Genomic DNA, 22,304 nt, shown 5'->3' on the forward strand with positions numbered 1-22,304 from the left:
CTCATGACGGCTCCGCCTGCGCCTTCCGGCTCTTTGGATATCTCCGCGTCTGCGCCGGCGGCGCGTCTGACGCTCAGCCCCGAACGTCCGACGCATTTTGTCGGCATCGGCGGCATCGGGATGAGCGGTCTGGCCAAGTTATTGCTGGAGGCAGGCTTGCCGGTCAGCGGGTCAGATGTTGCCGAAAATGCCAATACCCGCTTGCTCTCCGACAGTGGCGCCCATATCGCCATTGGACATGCGTCAGCCAACGTCCCAGCCAACGCGACGGTCATTGCGTCAACGGCGATTCGTCGGGATAATCCGGAGGTCGCCATCGCGCTGGAGCGAGGCCAAGCGATTTTTCATCGATCGGACCTGTTGCGCGAAATCCTGCATGGCGAGGCAATGGGGAGCGCCCAGACCATTGGCGTTGCAGGCGCGCACGGAAAAACCAGCGCCACGGGGATGATCGCCGTCTCCTTGCTGGCGGCGGGCCAACAGCCCACCGTGATCGTCGGCGGCAAATTGCCCGGCTGGCAGACCAACGCGCTGGCCGGGACCCATCGACGCATTGCTGTCGCGGAATTGGACGAGAGCGATGGTTCGCTCACGCGTTATCAGCCCACGCATGCTGTCCTGCTTAATATCGAACTCGATCACGCCGATCATTTTACCGGCGGCCTTCCTCAAGTAGCGGCCCTTTTCGGCGATTTTGTCGCCGCGTTGCCCCCAGGCGCGTTCCTTTATTTTAACGCTGCCTGCGCGCAAACAGTGGCGGTCGTCTCACAGTATCTTCAAGGACACGACAAGCGTCCGGTTGCGCTGTTTCCAGACGCCTCAACGCCCGAGACGTCTGATTTAAGCGTCTTTTTCCAGCGATTTCCACAAACGCTTCGCTATGCCATTCAGACGCCATCGACCGATACGCATGGCTGTTACGGCGGCATCGTTCTGAAAAATGGCGACCCGCTGGCGACGCTCCAGATGGCCATTCCCGGCGCGCATCAACTTTTTAACGCGATGGCGGCTCTGGCAATCAGCGACCAGCTGGGATTGTCGCTGACGCCTATCACGCAGGCGTTGAATGCGTTTAGCGGAATGGGCAGACGCTTTGAGCGGCTGGCAGAAACCCCTTTCGGCGTTTTGGTAGACGACTATGCGCATCATCCAACCGAAACGCTCGCCATGACCCGAGCAGGCCGCGACTGGCTCGCCCGCAGCGCCGGACGGCTGATTGTAATTTTCCAGCCTCATCGTTACACTCGCCTTAAAACCTTTTGGGACGAGTTCCTTCAGGCGTTTGACGGCGCAGACGTCCTGTACGTATGCGATGTGTACGCTGCTAGCGAAGACCCCATTGCCGGCATCGACAGCCGCGCGTTTTGCGCCGCCCTTCGCCAGGCAGGCATACAGGCAGAAATTCGCTACTGGCCCGGGCGTGATTGGAACGCCCTGCGCGTGCAGTTACAAGCCGAAGGCAGCCGGGATGATTTGATTATGACGATGGGCGCAGGCGATATCACGCATGCCTTGCGCGGCTGGCCGTGGACGTAACGACCTGCGGCGCGCCGGGCCAAGCCGCCGCGTTTACGACATATCGCGTGGGCGGGCCGATTGACAATTTACATCAGCCCGAAACTCCCGAGCAGGCCGCAGAGGTTTTGCGACAAGCGCTTACGCAAGGCGCGCCCGTCACGATTTTAGGCTGGGGCAGCAACGTCATTGTCGCCTCCGCTGGCATTCGCGGCGTGACGCTGGTGACGCGAAAACTAGCCCACACGCGCGTCGAGCCAGAGAGCAGACGCCTCATCGCAGGCGCGGGCGTCCATCTGGCACGAATCGCCACCATGGCCGAAGCGCAAGGCTGGACGGGCGCGGAATTCATGATTGGCATTCCCGCAACAATCGGCGGCGCAGCGCGTATGAACGCTGGAGCCATGGGGCAAGAAACCGCATCAGTCATTGACAGCGTCTTGCTGTTTGACGCCGGGTCGGGAGAGATCACCCGCTGGCCACGCGAACCCCTGCAGTACGCGTACCGACACAGCGCGCTGCAAGCGCCTGCGCCGTTGCGCGTCGTTCTCGAAGCAACGCTTGTTTTTGAGGCAGGAGACCCTGCCGCGATTCGCGCCCAGATGGAAACCAACGTCTCGTTCCGAAAAACGCATCATCCTACCGAGCCCAACGGTGGCAGCGTTTTTCGAAACCCCTTCTCGAAAGACGCTGCCAATGCGCATCTGACGGCCGGACGCATGCTCGATGAACTCGGAGCCAGGTCGTGGCATGAAGGCGGGGTTCGGGTCAGCCCCCTGCATGCAAATTTCATCGTGAATGTCGCAAATGGAACGTCAAGCGACGTGTTACGCTTGATGATGCGGATGAAACGCGCTATAAAATCGGCGTATGGCGTTGACGTCCGGCCCGAAAATGAGTTTATCGGCGACGCAACGCCGCAAGAGGCGGATTTATGGGCGGCCTTGACTGCGTAACAAATCCATCGCGTAACGAATCTGGCGAGAGGCGCTTATCGCCGATCGGAGCCGACGCCCAACAGGAATCTCTTATCAGGAATATCTCAGGAGACGCACGGTCATGACGGCTGAAATCACCCATGACGCCCGTATCGCGGTGCTATGCGGCGGACTGTCTTCCGAACGGGACGTGTCGCTGCGCTCGGGACAAAACTGTTATGACGCTTTACTGCGCCTTGGGTATCACCGCACGGTCCTGATAGACGTTGATCGCCGCATTGCCGAGCGCCTTTTGCAGGAAGACGCAGAGATCGCGTTTCTGGCCCTTCACGGCCGCTACGGCGAAGATGGCGCGATTCAGGGGATGCTGGAGATTCTGGGCATCCCCTACACCGGTTGCGGCATTGCCGCCAGCGCTCTGGCCATGGATAAAGACCTCACCAAGCGCCTGTTGATGCAAGCCGGGCTGCCCGTACTGCCCTCACTCACCGTCCGACTCACCGCCGGCGCTCAGGCGGCGCTAAAAGCTGTTGAGACCCGATGCCCGTTGCCAGCCATGGTAAAACCCATTAACGAGGGCTCCAGCGTTGGCATGAGCCGGATAGAACGCATCGAAGACCTGGGCGGCGCGCTGGAGCTGGCCGCCAGCAAAGCCCGCGTAGCAATGATCGAACAATACGTCGAAGGCCGTTCCATGACGATCGGCGTCATCGACATTGAAGGCGCGCCCACCGCGCTGCCGGTTCTGGAACTTCGTACGCCCTCAGGCTGGTATGATTACGAAGCCAAGTACACAGAGGGTAAAACTGAATTCATCCTGCCGGCTGAACTGCCGCCCGAGGCAAGCGAGCGGCTGCAGCAAGCCGCGCTGGCGGCCCATCGGGCGCTGGGCTGCCATGGCGTCTCACGAACAGACGTGGTGGTGGACGACCAATTGCGGTTTTATCTTCTGGAAGTCAATACCATTCCCGGCATGACCTCTTTAAGCGACCTGCCTGCACAGGCTCACGCCATGGGCATCGGCTATGACGCGCTGGTAGAAATCATTCTAATGACGGCCCAACACCCGCGATGAAGCGCAAGCCCCCCCGTTCGCGAGCCTTACGCGCAAAGCCCGTCGCCAAAGCCTTGCCGGGCCGTTTACGCGCGCCGACGCCGCCTGAAAAATCCCGGGGTTCGCGCCCGAAACCAATCGGAAAAATTCCCGCAGGCAAGCGCGCTCAAGACGTAAACCGCGCCCGCGGACGTCAACAAGCCTATCTTCAGGCGCGACGCAAACGGAAACGCATTCTGGTGATGTGCTCCCGGCTGCGATTTCTGGTCAAACTGTGCTTTCTGCTGCTGCTCTGTTTTACGTTGTGGCAGTTCGCCACCGCCTCCTTCTGGGCAATGGATGCGCCGCGCATCCGGGTAGAAAACGCGCATCTGATCGCCAGCGATGCGATTGCGCCCGCCGTCGGCGCGCTCAAAGGCCTTCCCATCACCCAAATTGATCCGCAGGCGTTGGAAAAATGGCTTAAACGCCGCTACCCGATTCTGGATCGGGCCGTTGTTCGCCGCGCGCTATTTCCGGCGCGCTTAACCCTGACGGTGTCAGAAAAACCCCTATTGGCGCAAGTTTACACGGATGTCATCTCAACGCGTCCCAGCGCCGTTATTACGTATGACGCCGACGTTCTCTCCCTGGCGCCCTATCAACGGGCGGTTGCCGCCTTTCCACAGAGAGGTCTGTTACGGATTTACGTCAATCCCGGCCAGCGACTACCGCGCGCCGAGTCCCGCCGATTGGCGGAAATTGCCGAAATTGCGCGCGGCATGACCGGCTTAACGTTTGAGTGGATTGATTTTCGCAATCCGCAACAAACGATGTTGATGTTTTCGCAAGTGAAGGTCAACCTGGGCGCTCTGGATGTGACGGCGCCGCGACGGCTGGCGCGGTTGACGTCATTGATCCCGATTATTCTTGAAAAAGTCCCCACGATAGACGCCGTGAATTTACAGTGGTTGAATCAGGTAACGTTCCATCGTGGAAACGACGCTTGGCAGCGCTCACATTCCGCCCTGCGCCAGTCTCTTCGCGCGCCTGCCAGCGCCGACGCCTCGCTACCCAAGGGGTTGTTGCCAAGCCCGACTGACGCCTTTCCAGAAGAACATCCCGAAGAAGCCCCCGGAGATCACCCCCATGGCCTTGAATAACCCCTCCTCCCCCGCCCCCCCGATTCGCGTGGTGGTATCAGGCGCCGCAGGCAAAATGGGTCGCGAAGTGGTCAAAACCGTCTTGGCCGATCCGGCGCTGACGCTGGCGGCAGCGGTAGATACGCATCATGCGGGCGAAGACGCCGCCCTCATCGCGGGCTTGACGCAGCCTTGCGGCCAGGTCATTCGCCCGGATTTACGCGCGGCGCTGGCCGAATCGCAAGCAGACGTCTGCGTTGATTTCACCCGACCGCAAGCCGCGCTCACCAATGCGCTCACGATTATTGAGTCGGGCTGCCGTCCGGTGATCGGCACCACAGGCCTCTCCCCGGATGATTTACAAACCATCGCTCACGCCTTACAGACGGCTGGCATCGGCGGGATGGTCGTTCCCAATTTCGCTATCGGGGCCGTGCTGCTCATGAAATTTGCGCAAGAAGCCGCCCGCTATTTTGATCATGCCGAACTCATCGAATTGCATCACAACCAGAAGGCGGACGCGCCCAGCGGGACAGCGGTAAAAACCGCGCTCAAGATGCAAGAGGGGCTGGCGGCGCGCGGCCTGCAGACGTTTGGGGCCGACAACGCGCCTGAAACCGAGACCATCGCAGGCGCGCGGGGCGCTCAGGGAGCCGCAGGCATTCGCATCCACAGCGTGCGCCTGCCGGGTCTGGTGGCGCATCAGGAAGCGATTTTCGGCGCGGCGGGCGAATTACTGACGCTGCGTCATGACAGTTTTGATCGCGCCTGCTTTATGCCGGGCGTAGCGCTGGCCGTCAAACGCGTCGGCGCGCTCAACGGTCTGACCTACGGACTGGACGCGCTGTTGACGTAGACGACCGCGCGCAATTTCGTTCCATACGCTGTTTTTCTCATGACTTATGAACGTCATGCGATCCTCCTGGCCAGATCCTTATTGGACCTCTACGCCCGTCCGCTTCGGGCTCGCGTCCACCTCAGTAAAGATTCGGCGTTATCCTGTTCTCATTCATGCGGACGGCTGGCGCGCTCAAAAAGAATGGACGGCAGGTCCCTTGCTCGAGCAAGCGCACGGCGATTTGATCAAAGAATCCAATCGTCTGGAGACCGTCATGAACAGTCAAAGGCTCACTGAGGAGCAGCGGGGGAAAGCTCTCGACCAAATCCTGACGCGGGTTCATTATATTGAAATCGCCATTGGGGAGTTGGAGCGAATCGTGAACCGGATCACGCACTGAATCAGAACGCGCCCCGTCTCGAAGACGCGGACGTTTTTGGGTATAATCCGCCTGAATTGAGCCGCAGGCGCGCGCCTGGTCCCGGCTAAGAACAGGAAGGATCCCGACCCCATGGCGTCTGCCCCCTCCCCCCATTCGCAAACGGCCCCTCATAGCATGGCTGGTAAGCCGCGCGTTTTGGTCACCGATAACATTCACCCCTCAGCGGTGGCAATTCTCGAAGACGTCGCCGACGTCACATTCGAGAAATCTCTCTCCCATGAGGCGCTACTGGCCTGTATCGGCGACTTCGACGGCTTGATGATCCGCAGCGCCTCCCGCGTGTCCGCCGATGCGCTGGCCGTCGCCGGACGCCTGAAAATCGTGGGGCGCGCCGGCGTGGGCGTCGATAATATCGATCTGCCGCAAGCCACTCACCATGGCGTCATTGTGGTGAACTCACCCGAAGGCAATACGATTGCTGCGTCCGAGCATACCGTGGGGCTGTTGATGTCGCTGGCCCGCCATATCCCAGAAGCCGACGCCTCAATGAAAACAGGCGAATGGAAGCGCAGCCAGCTCACCGGCGTCGAACTCGCAGGTAAAACCTTGGGCGTCATTGGTTTGGGAAAAATCGGGGCGCGCGTCGCCAAGGTCTGTCGCGCGCTGGGGATGCGCGTGCTGGTCCATGATCCGTTTCTGGCCGCCACGCGCGCCGACGAATTGGGCGTCAAAATCGTTACGCTGGACGACATCTGGCGCGAATCCGATTTCATTACCATCCATGCGCCCAAAACGCGCGAAACCCTCAACCTGCTCAACGCCCAGACGCTGGCGCAGTGTAAACCCGGCGTCCGCATTATCAATTGCGCGCGCGGCGGCATTATCAACGAAGCCGATCTGGCCGAGGCCATTCGCAACGGTCATGTGGCGGCGGCGGCCATTGATGTGTTTTCCGCAGAGCCCGCCCCCGCCGATTGCCCGCTTCTGACGCTGGGCTCGCGCGTGGTGCTCACCCCGCATCTGGGCGCCAGCACGGAAGAAGCGCAAATTAACGTCGCGTTGGACGTCGCCAAGCAATTGCGCGATTTCTTCCGTGAAGGATTTGCGCAAAATGCCGTCAACATCCCGATGCTGCGAAAAGAAGCGCTGGATCCCGTCAAGCATTTGATGCCCATGGCAGAAACCCTGGGCGCGCTCGCGCGTCAAATCGCCAAAGGCGGCGCGCAATCCGTCGAACTGACTGCCAAAGGCGCCGCGTTGGCGTCTCTGGATACGGCCCCCCTGATGCTGGCCGCCCTTAAAGGGCTGCTCTCGCAAAGCCGCGAGGGCGTGAATTACGTCAATGCGCCTCTTATCGCCGAAGAATCCGGCGTTGCGCTCAAGCAATCCAGCGTCAAAACGCTCGACAGCTACCAAAATCTGCTCGAAGTAACGCTGACCACGGATAGACGCGCCTATCGCGTGGCCGCCACGCACCTGCATGGCGACGCGTATCGCATCGTGGATGTCGACGAATACGCCGTATCGCTTGCTCCCACCGAGCATGTGCTGTTTACCCCTCACGAAGATCGACCGGGGATGGTCGGCATGACGGCTTCTCTTCTGGGCGCGCAACACATCAACATCAGCGCCATGCAGGTCGCTCGCCGCCAGGGCACGCGCACGGCGGGCGGCGAATCATTGATGATTTTCAGCCTCGACGGCCCTGTGGATGATGCCACGCTGGCCGCCTTGCGCGCGCAACCCGGCATTTACGCCGCCGTTTACGCCCATCTGCCCGTCTCTCAAAACGATCGCGCCTAATATCCGCGCCATCATCAAGCTGCGCTTAAGCGATCCGGCTTATTCCGCAGCCAGCAACGCCGCAAGATCGGCAGCTTCCTGCGACGTCAGGGGGTAGGCTTCGACCTGCTCATCAGGGAAATCGCCGCCCGCGACATCGGCAGCGAAACGACGGGCGGCGTCTTGCGTCATTTCGCCCAGCGGCGCATATTGCCTCGCGAATCGGGGATGAAAATCGGGAAAACGGCCCAACAAATCGTCTATCACCAGAATCTGCCCGTCGCACCCCGCGCCCGACCCAATGCCGATTACGGGAATCGTCAATCGCGCGGCGATCCAACGCGCCACCGGCGGCGGCGTCATTTCCAGTACGAGGGCAAAGGCGCCGGCGGCCTGCAAGCGCATCGCGTCCTCGCGCAAACGGCTGGCGGCTTCCACGGAGCGGCCTTGCGCGCGAGGGCCGCCCAAGGCGTGAATAAACTGCGGCGTAAACCCTAAATGCCCCACCACAGGAACGCCCAATGACACCAGGCGTTCAATTAAGGCCACTACCGGCGAACTGGCGCCTTCAACCTTGACGGCCTGAGCGCGGCATTCCTGAATAAAGCGTCCCGCATGACGCACGCCTTCGGCCAAATCCACGCCATAACTCAGAAACGGCATGTCCGCCACCACCACCGCGCGCTGAGCGCCGCGCGTCACCGCTTTGACGTGATGGGCCATCTCATCCATCGTCACGCTCAACGTATCACGATGCCCTAGGACCGTCATGGCCAGCGAATCGCCCACCAGTAGCAGGTCCACCGAGCCGGTTGCATCCAGCAGGCGCGCGGTGGCGTAATCGTAAGCCGTCAGCGCCACGATTTTTTCGCCCCGCTCCTTCTTGCGCGATAAAGAGCGGCAGGTGAGGGGTTTGGGGGAACTCGCGTCGGTCATCTCGCCGTCTATTGTAGACTGCGCGCCCACGGAATTCAATGACGGGGCTATTCAACAGGTTTTAACGCCCCGCGCGGCCATGGGCGCCGGGCCAAAGCTTTGTGTCTTGTATGTTCTTGTTATAATGGCCTGTCTTTGAGCCTGTTTTACGATAGTTTACTGTGGTTAATCCAAGTTTTTAGAAAATTCAGACAATTTGGGAGGCGAGCGCCTGCGATGTCCGATTCCGTCACGATTCCCTCTTCTGCTGAAAATATTTCTTCCCCGGAGGCCTCTTCTGTTTCGGCCCCCATTGTGCCCACGGCGGGCGTTGCGCCCGGCGGAATCCGACAATTGGCGCTGCCCATTAACATCAGCGTGGGATTTTTAGGGATTCAGTTCGTCTGGGCGGTTCAGATGACGCAAGTCAGCCCTTTACTGGAAAGCATGGGCTCGCAGGCGTGGCTCACCGGGTTAATTTGGGCAGCCGGACCGGTCACCGGCGTATTGGTGCAACCGATTGTCGGCGTCCTGAGCGATAATCTGCGCAGTCGTCTGGGACGGCGACGGCCCTTCCTGCTCCTAGGCGCGCTAACCACAGCCATTGCGCTCATTTGCATGCCCCATTCTCCCAATTTACTGGTAGCGGCGATCTGGCTCTGGGTACTGGACGCCAGCATCAACCTGACCCAAGGCCCGTATCGTGCGCTGGTGCCGGACGTTGTTCCGCGCGCGCAGCAAACGACGGCGTATTCGTTAATGAGCTTGACCATTGGCCTGGGAGCCGTAGTGTCGACGTTTATCGCCTCTCAAATCGCCGTGCCGCAACTGGTATTTTATCTCGGAGCCGCCGCCATTCTGATCGCGCTCGGCTGGACGGCGCTCACCACCCGCGAACGCCCGACCGACAAGGATCCCGTCGTTCACCCCAACGGGCAGAAATCTGCGATAGGCGCTATCACCGGGATTTTAGGCGAAACTCTGATGGCAATTCCGCGCATGCCCAAAGAAGCCCTCAAGCTGTGCGTGGCGCATAGCTTTACGTGGTTTGGGCTGATGTGTCTGTTCATCTTCTTCTCGGTCTTCATCCCCAAGCAGATTTTCCATGCCACGCCCGGCACAGACCTCTATAATGACGGCGTTCGGTGGGCGGCTTCCTGCCAAACGGCGCTTAATTTGTCGTGTTTTGTCGTCTCCTTCGGCATTAGTCAATTGTGTCGGCGTTTCTCGAAAAAGGCCACGCATACGGCGGCGCTGGTACTGATGGCCGTCAGTTTCATCGCGCTTAACTTCATCAGCACGCCGATACAGGCAATGATCGCCATGGCGTGCATTGGCTTTGGCTGGGCGACGACGCTCTCGATTCCGTTTGCCCTGCTCACCGATCATATGCCCAAGGGCAAGGAAGGCCTGCTGATGGGAACGTTCAACATCTTTATCGCTGCGCCGGGCGTATTGTGCACCTTGCTGGTCGGGCAGATTATTTCGCGCTTTGCAGGCGGCAACGAAGGCGTTGCCTTTGTGATAGGCGGCATCTCGGTGCTGATTTCCGCGCTGTTACTGCAACGCGTTCATGAAGCGCCGGAAACCCATTGCGAAGAAGGGCCTCCCGCGCTCGGCGCTCATTAAATTTCTGGCCAATAAGTCGCCCTGAAAAATAAAAATTCGGCGCGCGTCCCATGCCAAAAGCGGGCAGACGCGCCCTTACATCGGCGGCGGGCCAGAGGAAACGCCCGTAAACGGATTACCGCTGTCCCCGCCAGATGTTGGCGTGGGCTCGTGAGGGCGTAGCCGGCGAAACACAAACGGCTCTGCGGCATCCAGGCCAACCTCAACCCCAATGGCGTCGCCGTCGGAAAACGTCCCTTGCAGCAGGTGCGCCGCCAGCGGATTTTCGATCGCGCGGCGAATCACGCGTCTCAGCGGACGCGCGCCATAGACCGGATCGAAGCCTTGGGCGGCAAGCTGCTCTTTGGCGTCATCGCTCATCGTCAGCGTGATATGACGCGATTCCAGACGCTGACGGAGCTGCCCCAACTGGATGTCCACAATCTGGGCGAGATGCTGCGGCGTCAGGGCCTCAAAAAAGACGATATCATCGATGCGATTCAGAAATTCCGGGCGAAAATGCGCCTTGAGTTCGTCAAACACGCGCTCTTTTAAGCGCTCCAGCCCTTGCGATCCGCCCAGCGACAGTTCTGCGCGATGCGCCAGAATCGTCTGGCTTCCGATATTGCTGGTGAGAATCACCAGCGTATTGCGAAAATCCACGGTCCGCCCCTTGGAATCCGTCAGCCGACCATCATCGAGCAATTGCAGCAGGGCATTAAAAACATCCGGATGCGCTTTTTCAATTTCGTCGAACAGCACAACGCTGTAGGGGCGACGACGCACCGCCTCGGTGAGTTGGCCACCCTCGTCGTAGCCAACATAACCGGGAGGCGCGCCAATGAGGCGCGCGACGGCGTGCTTTTCCATGTATTCCGACATATCGATGCGCACCACGGCCGATTCATCGTTGAATAAAAACTCGGCGAGCGCCTTCACCAACTCGGTTTTACCGACACCCGTAGGCCCGAGAAACATAAACGAGCCCATGGGCCGCGATTCGTCGCCTAACCCCGCGCGGGCGCGACGCACGGCCTGCGACACCGCGCTGACCGCCTCATCCTGGCCGATAATCCGCTGATGCAGAAACGCTTCCATCCGAAGGAGCTTGGTAATTTCGCTTTCGACCAGCCGGGCCACGGGCACGCCCGTCCAGCGGCTGACGACGTCGGCGATTTCGTTCTCGCCAATTTCTTCGTTGACCAGACGGCCGTCTTCGCCCGTTCCATTGGCGCCGCCAGATTCCAGATCGCGTAATTCGCGTTGCAACTCGGGCAGACGTCCATACTTCAGCGCCGCCGCCTGAGCCAGATCGGCGTTTCTCTCCGCCTGTTCAATTTCTAGCTGCGTCTGCTCCAGCGCTTCTTTAAGGCGCTGCAACTCCTGCACAGACGATTTCTCTCGCTCCCAGCGCGCCTGAATCTCATCGCGAGACGCGCGCAGGTTTTCAATCTCGCCTTGTACGCGCTGCATCCGCGCGCGCGAAGCGTCATCGTGTTCTTTTTTCAGCGCTTCCAGCTCAATTTCCAGTTGAATCAACTGGCGCGAGGCCGTGTCCAGCTCGATGGGCATCGAATCGATTTCCATGCGAGCCTTGGAAGCCGCCTCATCAATGAGATCGATGGCTTTATCAGGCAAAAACCGATCGCGGATGTAGCGATGCGACAAATTGGCTGCGGCAATAATGGCGGAATCTTTGATGCGCACCCCATGATGCACCTCGTATCGCCCTTTAAGTCCGCGCAGGATGCTGACCGTCTCACTGACAGAAGGTTCGCTGACCATTACCGGCTGGAAACGTCGCTCAAGAGCCGCATCCTTCTCGATGTATTTGCGATATTCGCTGATCGTCGTTGCGCCGACGCAATGCAGCTCGCCTCGCGCCAACATCGGCTTGAGCAGGTTGCTGGCGTCCATTGCGCCATCGCTCGCCCCGGCCCCGACCACCGTATGCAGCTCGTCAATAAATAAAATGACCTCGCCGCTGGCGGCTTGCACTTCTTTCAGCACGGACTTCAGGCGTTCTTCAAACTCACCGCGAAACTTTGCGCCTGCAATCAACGCGCCCATATCGAGCGCCATCAGACGGCGATTCTTGAGGTTTTCCGGCACGTCGCCCTGAACGATGCGCTGGGCAAGCCCCTCCACAATAGCCGTTTTGCCGACGCCAGGCTCGCCAATCAGACAGGGATTATTTTTGGTCCGGCGGCTGAGCACCTGCACCACGCGACGGATTTCTTCCTGGCGCCCAATCACCGGATCGAGCTTGCCACTGGCCGCCGCTTCAGTGAGATCACGCGCATAGCGCGCCAGCGCCTGATAGTTAGACTCCGCATGAGGACTATCGACGCGATGCGCCCCGCGAATTTCTTTTAACGCCTTGAGCAATCGCTCGCGCGTCAATCCCGCCTGAGCGAAAGCCCGCGTCAGTTCGCCGCCGTCGTCGATGATAGCCAGCCAAAAATGCTCAACGCCCACGTAGTCGTCTTTCAGGCGACGCGCCTGCTCGCCTGCGGCGTCAAACAGCTTCTTGAATCGCGGCGTCACGTAAACAGAGCCCGATTCGAGAGACGAAACGCCCGCGCGGGGCCGCGAGGCAATCACCGATTCGGTTTGGGCAATTAGGGGCTTGGGGTCAATTTTGAGTTGCGCAAGCGTCTGGCGCATCAACCCCTTCTCGTCTTCGAGCAGCGCCAGCAGCAGATGCTCATTGTCGAGCTGGTTTTGCTGATAGCGCGCCAGAATGTCATGGGCGCTGGCAAGCGCCTGCTGCGCTTGCGCGGTGCATTGGTTGGGATCAATCATCATGGCAAACGCTCTCTCGCTTTAGCGCAGGGTCCAGCCTCTTATTTTAAAGAGATTCAGAGAGATGACGCCTGGGGCGTCTCCTCGCTTTCATCATAGCGGATTCGCCTATCCTGCGCGCCGCGCTTAAGGATGAATTAACGCTTGGCGGCGCGCGTTTATTCACATCGGCAGGGCTTATTAAATGCGAACCCCTATCCGGCGCACTGCACGCCAGAATCCGTCCCTTGACCGGTGGTGCAGATATCGCTGGCGTTTGAATGCGTGGGCGAGGATACCTTAATCTGCGTATACGGCGCCAAGTCGATTGCCGTGGGCGTACCGCCGGACAGCAATACGTTGTTTTGAGTGGTGACATCCGTCGTGTATTGTTGAATTGCATTGCCCAAGCGCATATCCATGGTCAAAATCTGATTGACCAGGTGATCCACGACCGTTTTAACGGCAGGGTTGGTTAATGATCCGTTGGCCAGCGCCTGTTGATATTGGTCATACACCAGAACCGCCTGAGACGGCGCTTTGGTATAGGGTAACGGCATGGGATTGCCAGACTGATCCACTGCGCTGATCACGCCCGTTTGCGGCTGGGCGGACACCAGCGAGGGATTCGCCGAGCCCACGGCGCTCAGTTGCTCCAGCACCGTTCCCGATGGGGCCGACATCAGAATGGTAGACAAATTGTTGGAATGACGATCGTAGAGAAATCTGAACACATCGACCGAGGTCGGCGGCGGGTTATAGCCGCTCGTATAATACAGCATTGCGGCGTCCTGAAACTGCTGACGAAGCGTCGGCGGGATGTCGCCGCCCGTGCCAGAGGAAGCGCACGAGGGCAAGCTGCCAACGTTAGCGGCAATAAACGTACTGGTGAAGCAGTTGGACTCCAGATATTTCTGTTCTTCTGCCAGCGAGTGGCTTTGATTGGCCAGTTGCGTCAAAAAAGCGGCCTGAGTCGCATCTACTTCACCGGTTGCGACCAATTGATCAATCATATCGCGCAAGGCGCTGACATAGAGATTCGTGGCGCCATTGACGCCGGCCGTTTCAATGGCTTGCGCCGCACTCGCCGGGTAGTTCGGCACGGCGATGACGCTACCGTCGCTGAGCTTGATTTCCACCGTGGTGGTTCCCGTCACCGGCGAAACCACCGGCGAGGACCCTCCTGAGCCGCCCGACGAAGAACCCGCAACAGAGCCCGTTCCCATAATGCTGCCGCCCATGATGCCCAAGACGTTCAGCAGATCCGGGGCGAAGGAAATCAGACCGCCGACGGCCACCAGCACGACCAACGCCAGAATTAACCCGTATTCACTGAGCGATTGACCATGACTGCGAAACGACGTCATCCCAACAAACCTTCTATGCGTATGCAGCGAGCTATAAGACATGTCGACACGCGCACCGCCAACTGAAGAAATACTTACAAAGCGTTACACAACGTCTGCCGAAGGCGCCCAGCGGGTCCGTTCATCGTTGCGACAGTCGTCAAAAATTGCCCATGGCGCGCGCGCCTTGCTTAGATCCGTTCCCGGCAGCGAGGCGCCGGTAAAATCCGCGTCGTCGAGATCGCAATCATCCAGAATCGCATCCGACAGATCCGCATCCTGAAAACGCGCGCCCATTGCGCGAACGCGTGTAAACGACGCATCCGCCAGCCCCCCGGCCTGAAAATTCGCCCCCGCGCAGTCGCAATCCACCCACTCAGATTCGTCCATCATCGCCATATAAAAATCGGTTTCGCGGCACGAGGCGTTGCGAATATCCGCCAGAATCAGGCGCGATTCGGCCAGATAGGCGTAATCCAGCGAGACGTCGCGCAGACGGGCATTGCTGAGATTGATGCCCGACAAATCGCGATGCGACAGATCCAGATCGGACAATTCAAGGTATTCATAGCCCATCGCCTGACGACGCGCATTAAACCCCCCAACGCCTTCCGCGTCCAGGATTGCGAGCCAGTCTTGCGACGTATGGGGAGCGGCGGTCATGAGTTTTTTGCGTGGCGGGTGTTCAACCACTCCAAAGCCTTTTGAGCGAGCCTTTGCAATTCTTTGTCGAGTCTATCATTAATTTCCTCGATAACTCTCGAATCACTCTGTTCCTGTCTATGAGCCTGCAGGCGAGCCTTGACAAGGCGATCATAGACGTCGCAATCTTGCCCCGTTGCAAAAACCGGGAGGTTTCTAACCGCTATAGGCAACTGGATATAGGGGATTCTATCAGAAGGCTTCTCAATCGAGAACCCGCCAAAGCGCGGCCCGGCGATAGGTTTCATGGCCATGTGTCTCCTGAGGTTGTCTTTTCAAACCAAAAACAACGCGCCAGAATTCATAAAATTGCCTTTCGTGTCCTTTGCCAGGGGCGCGCGTTTGTTATATTTGTAATTTTCAATCCTCCTATCCCTACAGAGAGGCTGTACTGACCCATGGTTTCTGCCATTCGCTTTAAGAGCAATTCGACGCTTGCAACGCCCCGCATCTATGAGACTCGCCTCTCAGAGCCACCGGCAGATGTAGAGGCGCTGATTCAGGCGCTCAAAAAGCGTTATCGCCCGGCGGACGCGCTTAGGATGCAGGGGAAAGAAACGCTCCTGAGCGCACAAAAAAATGGCAGGTCCGCAGCACTCGTCTGGCTGTCGCCGTGGGGCGGATTTGGCATTAAAACCGAAGGGCTTCTGCCCGAGAATCCGCACCTCATCGTGGATTTTCTGCTCAAGCCCAACCTCTCGCTTCGAGGGGCTTATATCATGGCCCCTGAGCAAGCGCTTGGGGCCCAGCACAAAGCCATGGAAGGATTCGAAGCGGGAGGCCGCTACTATTTACCGACGGGTTGGAAAATGCCAATCCATGCCGATTTACTTTACCGACAAGCCCTGACCCTGCTGACCGACGCCGAGGCGCGTCAACCGTAGCCAGCCCGTGTGAAGTCCCTTCTTACACGATGGAGAACACCCGATCATGGATCCCATTCGTTTCGGAAAACGGCCTTACCGACGCCGTCCTCACAATCCTCTTCAGGACAATCAGATGGGACGCTTTATCCCCTTAAAAACCGTTCAGGGACCTAATGGCGAATTGCTCAGCCTAGAAGGTGACAGAGATATTCATCGCCTTCGCTTGATGGACAGTAATGGACATACGAATCGCATTGTTGCCCTTACGCCCGATGGCAAGCTGGATCTCCAGACTGCCAATTCCGACGATCGCGAGATCTATCAAATGGCAATGGCACTGATCTTCCTACAGCCATCAGCACAAGCCGGATCAGGGCAGCGCGCTGCTCAACGGGTCGACGTCACCGCTTAGCCGATTTAAAACGGGAGCCAGCGCCGGCCGCCATTCTGACCAGCGCTTACGCCTGGGGACGCGTCGTTAAGCGAATGACGGTTTTATCGGCGTTTTGCGCGCGCGCAGCGTCATCGCGATAGGGGTGAGCGTCTCGGTGGTAGTCGATCAAACGACCTTCGTGCTCCAGCAGCAGACGGTGATACGGAATGCCGGCGGCTTCGATTTCGCGGGCAATATCACGGGCGCGCCATTGCGTGGCAATCAGGATCGCTTCCACCGGGTCGCGCAACAGCGCATCCGGGCGGAGGATCTCCTGGCCTGCGCCGGGCACAAACGTCCCGACCTTGCTGGCGTCAGAATCCACAACGAGAGGGAATCGCGTTGCATCCAGGCCATAGCGGTTAATAAAGGCGGCGGCTTTTCCCGTCCCGCCCCACACGGCGACGCGCGATCCGGTCTGTGCCAGGTCGTCTATGCGGGCGCGCAAGACGGCGTCGCTATGGCGGGTATGATTGTAAAAGGCGATTGAATCGCGCGCAATCGCGACAGAATCGGCGCCTGAGGCTGTCATCGGCGCGTTGGCGTCACGATGTTCGCGCCCCAGTTGCACCAAGGCCGTCAGCACCTCGCCGTCGTAGGGCGTTTCAATTCGATCGACGGCAGCGCCGCCGCGACTGAGCAAGGTCGCCAGAGACGCGCGGGTAAAGTGGGAGTTATGCTCGTAGAAGAAATCGGCCGTGCGGTGCGTAGCGAACACGCGATCGATACAGGGCACTTCGACAAACAGTCGCGGCTTGAGCCCATGCCACGCCGCCGCAAACGACAGCGCCTGCAAAAAGGCCAGCGGTTGCGTCAGATGCTCCAGCACATGGCGGATCATAATGAGATCCGGCCGGTATTCCAGTAAATGGACGGCGGGCTCAAACAGCTTGTATTGCGCTTCCACCAAGCCGTCGCCGGTTTCGATGGCGCCATTGGGATCAAAGCCGACAAAACGGCCGTTGGGGTTGGCCTTGGCAAGCGTGCGCAGCAAATGACCGTCGCCACAGCCAATTTCGACAACGGTAGGGCGCGCAGGCAAGCCGCGCGAGAGTTCGCCCGCAGTCGCTTCCAGATGTTCACGCCACAGGGCGCCCTTGTTAAACATCAGATTCGGCTTGTCGGAATACGGCACCTTGGCGTAATCGAAAGCCTGATTAAACACATGCCCGCAGCTCACGCAGCGGATAAAATCCAGCGGCAGAGCTTCCATCGATTGCGCTTCGGCGGCGCTTCTCGGCCAGGCAAGCGTCGTGAGCGGCTGACGCCCGCCATCGTAAAACGGGAACGCAAGCTGATGACCACAGGCCGGACACGGCGTTTCAATGAGCAGCGCGCCCAATGCGCGTTGCGAGCGGTTGCGAAAGGGGCGGATCTTAGCCATGAGCGGTCAGCGCCTCCTGAAATTGCGTAAGCGGATGGGGGGCCCTCCCCGGCAGGGTCTGATGATCTCGCGCGCCCGCGCGCGGAATCGCCTGTTCGAGGAATTCGGCGAACTCATCGACGGCGCCCTCGTCTTCGTAGAGCGCATGATGACGCGCGAGGGTTTTCTCGCGCAAAGCGGCGCGCAAGTCGGGGTTACTTGCAATAGCGACCGCCAGAGGCGCGTATTCGTCCAGCGTATAGGCGATAGTCTCGGTCATCCCGATTTTCTGGTAGCAGCCATACGTCACGCGGCCCCGCATATACTCTCCCGGCCAGGTGACGATGGGAATGCCCATCGCAATGGCTTCATACGTCGTATTACCGCCGCCAAAATGCAGCGGATCCAGCATCACGTCGCTGACGCGCATCAGACTCAGGAAATTCTGAAGCGTTTGACGACCGACCCAGACGACGCGATCGTGATGTTCGGGCATACTGCGGCGCAAGCGCGCCATGAGCTTGTCATTGTTATATTGCGACGCGTCTTTCAGCAAGAGAATGCGCCCTTGCGGGTCGCGCGCCAGAATCTCTTCGAGAACGGCGTCAAAATCCGGGTGAATCTTGAAAATCGACTGCGGACATAAATACAAATGCTGATCGTCTGAAAAACCAAAGTCCGCGCGCGTTTTAGAAGCATCCGTCTCCAGATTCGGGCGATGGTAATAACACGGCAGCGTGTCCATTAACACCAGATTTTCGCTGTAATGCGCCGCACAATCGTCCGGCTCAATCAGGCGGCTGCTGACGTAATAGTCCATTGTGTCGATGCCGGTCGTCACCGGATGGCCCCAAAACGCGCACTGGATACGCGCAAGGCGAAATTGCGCCAGCAGGTAGCTGCACGGATCCATGCCAATGTCGGTATAAATCAGCGCATCGAGCTGCTTTTCAGAGATAAGGCGCGCCGAATTATAGAGTTCGCGATACGGCAGGCGCACGTGACGCGCATCCTCGGCAATCACCTCATGGGCCAGCGGGTTATTGTCATAGTTGTCATCCAGATAAAACAGCGTGACGTCGAATCGATCGCGTGGCAGGCGTTCAATCAGGCCGCGCGTCAGTTTGCCGATGGTGTGCTGTTCGCAAAAATGGCGCGACAAAAAACCAATGCGCAGTTTGTCGTGATCCGGATGATCGACAAACGGTTCGTGGATCAGGGCCTGACGGAAAAAAGCGTCAATCGATTTTTGAATCTCGCGATCGTTGCGCCCCTGATATGCCAGAAAAAAGCCCGGCCAGCTCGTGAGGCGTTCCATCGGACGACTCAGACGAATGTCTTCGCGCGACAAGGCGCCGATATTCTGAATAAATTGCTGGCGGACCGTTTCAATCTCTTGATAGCTGTCATACACCATCGGCAAACCGAAGGCCATTTCGATCAGCACTTCATAGTGCGGGTTCAGCGCAAAGGCCCGGTTATTCAGCTCAGCGCTCAAATCGCGCTTACCCAGCGCATGACTGACGCCGGCGTAATTGCGCAACGCGCCAAAATGCCGAGGCTGTAACGCAACCGCTTCCTGGTAATAACGCTCGGCCAGAACATTATTGTGAGCGCCCATATAGTAATTGCCCAGCCAGAAAGCCCTTTCAAACGAGCGAACCCCTTTCAACCCGTCTTTGGCTTGCGACGCAGCGTCTTCGACCATCTGTCGAAACAGATCGAGCGCCCCTTTATGATAAGGATTTTTCTCCAGAAGACGGCGACAAATATCCGTCGCGCGGCGGCTTTTGCCGTTGCGCCAAAAATCGTAGCCTTGCTGAAGCAATTGCAAATCGTCCGCCATGGGTCCCTCCGCCGACGGGTAATGATTGGAGGTCTCCTCCCGCCAACCGCGCCGGGAGCAAGACGTCTTACCGAGTCATCGGCGCAGGGGAGAAAATCCTGAGTCTTTTCCCATCAAAATCCACCACGCGAAGGAGCGCCGCTTAATTGGGCAGCGCCCCGCCCGCATAGCCTGCCACAACGTTCTGAGCGCCCGAAGCCTCCTGCCCGGCGCGCGCAATACGATTGGCGGTCGCCTCCGTGAACGTCGGCGCAATATCGAGGGTAATCCCGGAGACGTTCACCTGATTCTGAAATCTCGTGTCGGCGTTTGCGACGGTTTTACCGAGGAGTTGGGTTAACGGCGGCGTTTTTCCGTCCGCAGCGAAGAAAAGACCCGGCGCACTGATAAAATTGACGTTGCCAACAGTATCGATCCCTTCGGCGTATACATTCAGGCGATCAAACGTCTGTTGAATTCTGGCATCCGCAAACTGGCTGGTATCGCCCTGTTGGGTCGGGTAGGCGGCTTTCATCCACTGAATGGCCTCATTGGCCGCATCTGTCCAGCGCCAATGCGCCGCATAGGTTTTACTCGCCAGAGAGTCGGGATCGGTGACGTCGGTGACGATCATGGCCGCCGTATCACCACTCACCCGGGCCTGATGAACCGCGTCTTCCACCTGAGCCAGATCGCGTCCTGTGATGGCCAAGGCGCGTAATCGAGCCGCCAGGGCCGAATCGCCGCCATCGGTTTCGATTTGGCTGGCCAGAGCCAGCAACTGATCCGCCATGACGCTTGTCACCAGAGCGCCCTGAGCCCCGGTGGTATCCGAGGCCTCGCCCAGCGGCACGCCATTGAGGCGGAATTCCAGCGCGCCATTGCGCATAGACATCTGCAGATCGCCGCCGTTGAGACGCAATTGCTCGAAGACAGCCGCTTTTTCATCGACGCGAGGCGGATCAGAGGCGATCAAGTCAAAAAGCCCTTCTGCCTGCGCCGCGGCTTCACGGCGAAACAGTGCGCCCACCGAGCCCCCTATCAATTGCAGCGACGGAATCGCCGCCAGCGCGAGCAACGCGATGATCAACGCGTATTCAGAATATGAGCGGCCTAAGGCCCCACGTTGTCCCATCATCGGTCGTTCTCAGCATTGGGAATATGTCCGGGGGCGTCGGTCCGGGCATCCACGCAATCCAGACACGCCCTCGCGCGCGTTTTACCATCGACCATTCTTGGAAAGAATTGAATAAGGCCGCGATACCCGCAATCTTCCTTAACAGAACCGTCGCCGCAGAGGCGTTCGCGGTATAAGAATGAACGCTTGTTGGCCCCAATCTTGTAAAGGACGCCGCTGATGAAAACCTTATCCGGCCCGGATATCAAAAGCCTGTATTCGGATTCGTGCGCGAAGATGGAAACCTACATCATGTTTCGCATCGCCCAGCGCGTTCTGGACTTAACGGAATCGCTCAAGGCCAAGGGCCGCCCGCCCATTCGCATGAGCATCGGCGCCCCCACCGCCGCGCCGCCCGCCATTCTGATGGAGAAATTTCGCGAGGCGCTTCAAGAGCCCGGCATCCACACCTACTCGACGCCCAAGGGCGAGCCGTTCTTTCGCGAAGCCGTCGCCCAACGGATGAAGACCCGTTTCGGCGTCGACCTCAACCCCAAAACCGAAGTCTGCTCGCTGCTCGGCTCCAAAGAAGGGCTCGCGGCCATGTTTCGCGCCATTATCACGCCGCGACCCAAACGCGCGGATCAAGACATTATTCTGACGCCTGATCCGGGTTACGCCTCATATGGAGACGCCATTCGCATTGCAGGCGGCTATAGCCAGCCGGTGGCGCTGACGCCTCAGAATCGCTATCTTCCCGATTTTCAGCAGGAGCTGGATGCGCTCAAGGCCGAAGGCTTGAATCCGGCGAACGTCAAGGCGCTCATTCTCAATTACCCGAGCAATCCCATTGGCGCGCTGGCGCCCTATTCCTATTACGAAGACACGATTCGCTTTGCCCGCGAGCGCAATATTCTGGTCATTGGCGATAACGCCTACGCCGATATGGCCTTTGCAGGCGAAGACAAGCCTCACAGCATTCTGGAAGTTCCCGGCTCGCGGGATATCGCCATTGAATTCCACAGCCTCAGCAAGCCATACGCGGCCACCGGCTGGCGTATTGGGTTTGCGGTCGGGAATCAGGACGCCGTCAGCATTCTGGAAACCGTCAAAGGCACCATGGACAGCGGCGTGTGGAAAGTCATCCAGAAAGTCGGCGCCTTCGCCCTTACCAGCCCGGATTGTGACGCCTATATTGAAAAAATGAATGCCGAATACGAAGACAGCCAGCGCTTTATGGTCGAAGGCTTCAAAAAACTGGGCTGGCCGATGGACGAACTTGCGGTCCCGCGCGCCACTTTCTACTTATGGCTGCCGATTCCGCCGCGATACACGTCATGTGAGCGCTTTGCCGCCGACATGATGGAAACCGCCGGCGTCGTCGTCGTCCCCGGAACGGCGTTCGGACAATATGGCGAAGGCTATTTCCGCCTCTCACTGGTCAATCCGCGTCAGGAGCTGGAGGAAGTGCTGAGCCGTATGGAAACTGACGGTTTTACCTATTAGATCCGTTCGCCTGGATCCGTCCGCCAGACTCTCGCCGCCCAAAACAGCGCACAGGCGGATATTTTTCATCGAGCACGCAGTCGCGCCCGTCGATATCCTGCTTTAGACCCTTTTATACGCCTGTAAAACCGCAAGCGCGTAAAACGCGGCGCGCGCAAAAATTGCCTCATTTTTTATTTATATAAATAAATGTAAAAACAATGGCCTCA

Annotated in this window: 19 protein-coding genes; 11 read left to right on the forward strand and 8 right to left on the reverse strand. The window is 58.7% G+C overall.

Features of this window, described 5'->3' with window-relative positions:
- Positions 1-3 precede the first annotated feature (3 nt).
- The 7 genes from murC (at position 4) to IPK79_04160 (ending at position 7,651) form a co-directional block, all read left to right on the forward strand.
- Complete coding sequence (gene murC, locus IPK79_04130; GenBank protein MBK8189618.1) at positions 4-1,536, forward strand: UDP-N-acetylmuramate--L-alanine ligase; 1,533 nt, start codon at positions 4-6, stop codon at positions 1,534-1,536.
- Positions 1,527-2,471 (forward strand): UDP-N-acetylmuramate dehydrogenase, encoded by a 945-nt coding sequence (gene murB, locus IPK79_04135; GenBank protein MBK8189619.1) that lies wholly within the window; start codon positions 1,527-1,529, stop codon positions 2,469-2,471. Before murC ends, murB begins: the two co-directional genes overlap by 10 nt.
- Positions 2,472-2,574: 103 nt before the next feature.
- Positions 2,575-3,528, forward strand: a complete 954-nt coding sequence (locus tag IPK79_04140) for a D-alanine--D-alanine ligase (GenBank protein ID MBK8189620.1) — start codon at positions 2,575-2,577, stop codon at positions 3,526-3,528.
- Positions 3,525-4,649, forward strand: a complete 1,125-nt coding sequence (locus IPK79_04145; protein ID MBK8189621.1) for an FtsQ-type POTRA domain-containing protein — start codon at positions 3,525-3,527, stop codon at positions 4,647-4,649. The genes IPK79_04140 and IPK79_04145 overlap by 4 nt, the downstream gene beginning before the upstream one ends.
- Positions 4,636-5,484 (forward strand): 4-hydroxy-tetrahydrodipicolinate reductase, encoded by an 849-nt coding sequence (locus IPK79_04150; GenBank protein ID MBK8189622.1) that lies wholly within the window; start codon positions 4,636-4,638, stop codon positions 5,482-5,484. The genes IPK79_04145 and IPK79_04150 overlap by 14 nt, the downstream gene beginning before the upstream one ends.
- A gap of 55 nt (positions 5,485-5,539) precedes the next feature.
- Entirely contained in the window at positions 5,540-5,866 is a 327-nt protein-coding gene (locus IPK79_04155; protein MBK8189623.1) for a hypothetical protein, read from the forward strand.
- 111 nt (positions 5,867-5,977) lie between these two features.
- Positions 5,978-7,651, forward strand: a complete 1,674-nt coding sequence (locus tag IPK79_04160; protein MBK8189624.1) for a phosphoglycerate dehydrogenase — start codon at positions 5,978-5,980, stop codon at positions 7,649-7,651.
- 39 nt (positions 7,652-7,690) lie between these two features.
- On the opposite strand, the gene panB is transcribed toward IPK79_04160, so the two are convergent.
- Positions 7,691-8,566, reverse strand: a complete 876-nt coding sequence (panB, locus tag IPK79_04165; protein ID MBK8189625.1) for a 3-methyl-2-oxobutanoate hydroxymethyltransferase — start codon at positions 8,564-8,566, stop codon at positions 7,691-7,693.
- Between the two features lie 216 nt (positions 8,567-8,782).
- Between panB and IPK79_04170 the strand changes: the two genes are divergently transcribed.
- Entirely contained in the window at positions 8,783-10,174 is a 1,392-nt protein-coding gene (locus IPK79_04170) for an MFS transporter (protein ID MBK8189626.1), read from the forward strand.
- 75 nt (positions 10,175-10,249) lie between these two features.
- Here IPK79_04170 and clpB read toward each other — a convergent pair whose 3' ends face one another.
- The 4 genes from clpB to IPK79_04190 form a co-directional block, all read right to left on the reverse strand.
- Entirely contained in the window at positions 10,250-12,961 is a 2,712-nt protein-coding gene (gene clpB / locus IPK79_04175) for an ATP-dependent chaperone ClpB (GenBank protein MBK8189627.1), read from the reverse strand.
- Positions 12,962-13,152: 191 nt separating this feature from the next.
- Positions 13,153-14,304 (reverse strand): hypothetical protein, encoded by a 1,152-nt coding sequence (locus IPK79_04180; GenBank protein ID MBK8189628.1) that lies wholly within the window; start codon positions 14,302-14,304, stop codon positions 13,153-13,155.
- 84 nt (positions 14,305-14,388) lie between these two features.
- On the reverse strand, positions 14,389-14,946 hold the full coding sequence (locus IPK79_04185; GenBank protein MBK8189629.1) for a pentapeptide repeat-containing protein: 558 nt from the start codon (positions 14,944-14,946) through the stop codon (positions 14,389-14,391).
- Entirely contained in the window at positions 14,943-15,233 is a 291-nt protein-coding gene (locus tag IPK79_04190; protein ID MBK8189630.1) for a hypothetical protein, read from the reverse strand. Before IPK79_04190 ends, IPK79_04185 begins: the two co-directional genes overlap by 4 nt.
- A 150-nt stretch (positions 15,234-15,383) precedes the next feature.
- Here IPK79_04190 and IPK79_04195 point away from each other — a divergent pair, with 150 nt between their 5' ends.
- Together IPK79_04195 and IPK79_04200 are read left to right on the forward strand one after the other, a co-directional pair.
- The gene (locus IPK79_04195) at positions 15,384-15,869 is read left to right on the forward strand and encodes a hypothetical protein (protein MBK8189631.1); all 486 of its coding nucleotides are present in this window, start codon (positions 15,384-15,386) and stop codon (positions 15,867-15,869) included.
- A 46-nt stretch (positions 15,870-15,915) separates the two neighbouring features.
- Positions 15,916-16,263, forward strand: a complete 348-nt coding sequence (locus IPK79_04200) for a hypothetical protein (GenBank protein ID MBK8189632.1) — start codon at positions 15,916-15,918, stop codon at positions 16,261-16,263.
- A gap of 46 nt (positions 16,264-16,309) precedes the next feature.
- Here the strand turns inward: IPK79_04200 and IPK79_04205 are convergent, their stop codons facing one another.
- The 3 genes from IPK79_04205 to IPK79_04215 all read right to left on the reverse strand — a co-directional run bounded on the left by IPK79_04205 (position 16,310) and on the right by IPK79_04215 (position 20,610).
- Positions 16,310-17,626, reverse strand: coding sequence for a methyltransferase domain-containing protein (locus tag IPK79_04205; GenBank protein MBK8189633.1), 1,317 nt, complete (start codon positions 17,624-17,626; stop codon positions 16,310-16,312).
- Positions 17,627-17,660: 34 nt separating this feature from the next.
- Positions 17,661-19,493: a hypothetical protein gene (locus IPK79_04210; GenBank protein ID MBK8189634.1), complete on the reverse strand. Its 1,833-nt coding sequence runs from the start codon at positions 19,491-19,493 to the stop codon at positions 17,661-17,663.
- 142 nt (positions 19,494-19,635) lie between these two features.
- Complete coding sequence (locus tag IPK79_04215) at positions 19,636-20,610, reverse strand: hypothetical protein (protein ID MBK8189635.1); 975 nt, start codon at positions 20,608-20,610, stop codon at positions 19,636-19,638.
- Positions 20,611-20,829: 219 nt separating this feature from the next.
- Here IPK79_04215 and IPK79_04220 point away from each other — a divergent pair, with 219 nt between their 5' ends.
- Positions 20,830-22,095: an aminotransferase class I/II-fold pyridoxal phosphate-dependent enzyme gene (locus IPK79_04220; protein ID MBK8189636.1), complete on the forward strand. Its 1,266-nt coding sequence runs from the start codon at positions 20,830-20,832 to the stop codon at positions 22,093-22,095.
- Positions 22,096-22,304: the final 209 nt, after the last annotated feature.

The sequence above is a fragment of the Vampirovibrionales bacterium genome (assembly GCA_016712355.1).
In the GTDB taxonomy this organism is placed as follows: Bacteria; Cyanobacteriota; Vampirovibrionia; order Vampirovibrionales; family Vampirovibrionaceae; genus JADJRF01.

Bases quoted from the DNA above. Each gene is read 5' to 3' on its own strand.
- murC (MBK8189618.1), top strand. From the start codon at position 4: ATGACGGCTCCGCCTGCGCCTTCCGGCTCTTTGGATATCTCCGCGTCT.
- IPK79_04140 (MBK8189620.1), top strand. From the start codon at position 2,575: ATGACGGCTGAAATCACCCATGACGCCCGTATCGCGGTGCTATGCGGC.
- IPK79_04145 (MBK8189621.1), top strand. From the start codon at position 3,525: ATGAAGCGCAAGCCCCCCCGTTCGCGAGCCTTACGCGCAAAGCCCGTC.
- IPK79_04150 (MBK8189622.1), top strand. From the start codon at position 4,636: ATGGCCTTGAATAACCCCTCCTCCCCCGCCCCCCCGATTCGCGTGGTG.
- IPK79_04155 (MBK8189623.1), top strand. From the start codon at position 5,540: ATGCGATCCTCCTGGCCAGATCCTTATTGGACCTCTACGCCCGTCCGC.
- IPK79_04160 (MBK8189624.1), top strand. From the start codon at position 5,978: ATGGCGTCTGCCCCCTCCCCCCATTCGCAAACGGCCCCTCATAGCATG.
- panB (MBK8189625.1), bottom strand. From the start codon at position 8,566: ATGACCGACGCGAGTTCCCCCAAACCCCTCACCTGCCGCTCTTTATCG.
- IPK79_04170 (MBK8189626.1), top strand. From the start codon at position 8,783: ATGTCCGATTCCGTCACGATTCCCTCTTCTGCTGAAAATATTTCTTCC.
- clpB (MBK8189627.1), bottom strand. From the start codon at position 12,961: ATGATGATTGATCCCAACCAATGCACCGCGCAAGCGCAGCAGGCGCTT.
- IPK79_04180 (MBK8189628.1), bottom strand. From the start codon at position 14,304: ATGACGTCGTTTCGCAGTCATGGTCAATCGCTCAGTGAATACGGGTTA.
- IPK79_04185 (MBK8189629.1), bottom strand. From the start codon at position 14,946: ATGACCGCCGCTCCCCATACGTCGCAAGACTGGCTCGCAATCCTGGAC.
- IPK79_04190 (MBK8189630.1), bottom strand. From the start codon at position 15,233: ATGAAACCTATCGCCGGGCCGCGCTTTGGCGGGTTCTCGATTGAGAAG.
- IPK79_04195 (MBK8189631.1), top strand. From the start codon at position 15,384: ATGGTTTCTGCCATTCGCTTTAAGAGCAATTCGACGCTTGCAACGCCC.
- IPK79_04200 (MBK8189632.1), top strand. From the start codon at position 15,916: ATGGATCCCATTCGTTTCGGAAAACGGCCTTACCGACGCCGTCCTCAC.
- IPK79_04210 (MBK8189634.1), bottom strand. From the start codon at position 19,493: ATGGCGGACGATTTGCAATTGCTTCAGCAAGGCTACGATTTTTGGCGC.
- IPK79_04215 (MBK8189635.1), bottom strand. From the start codon at position 20,610: ATGATGGGACAACGTGGGGCCTTAGGCCGCTCATATTCTGAATACGCG.
- IPK79_04220 (MBK8189636.1), top strand. From the start codon at position 20,830: ATGAAAACCTTATCCGGCCCGGATATCAAAAGCCTGTATTCGGATTCG.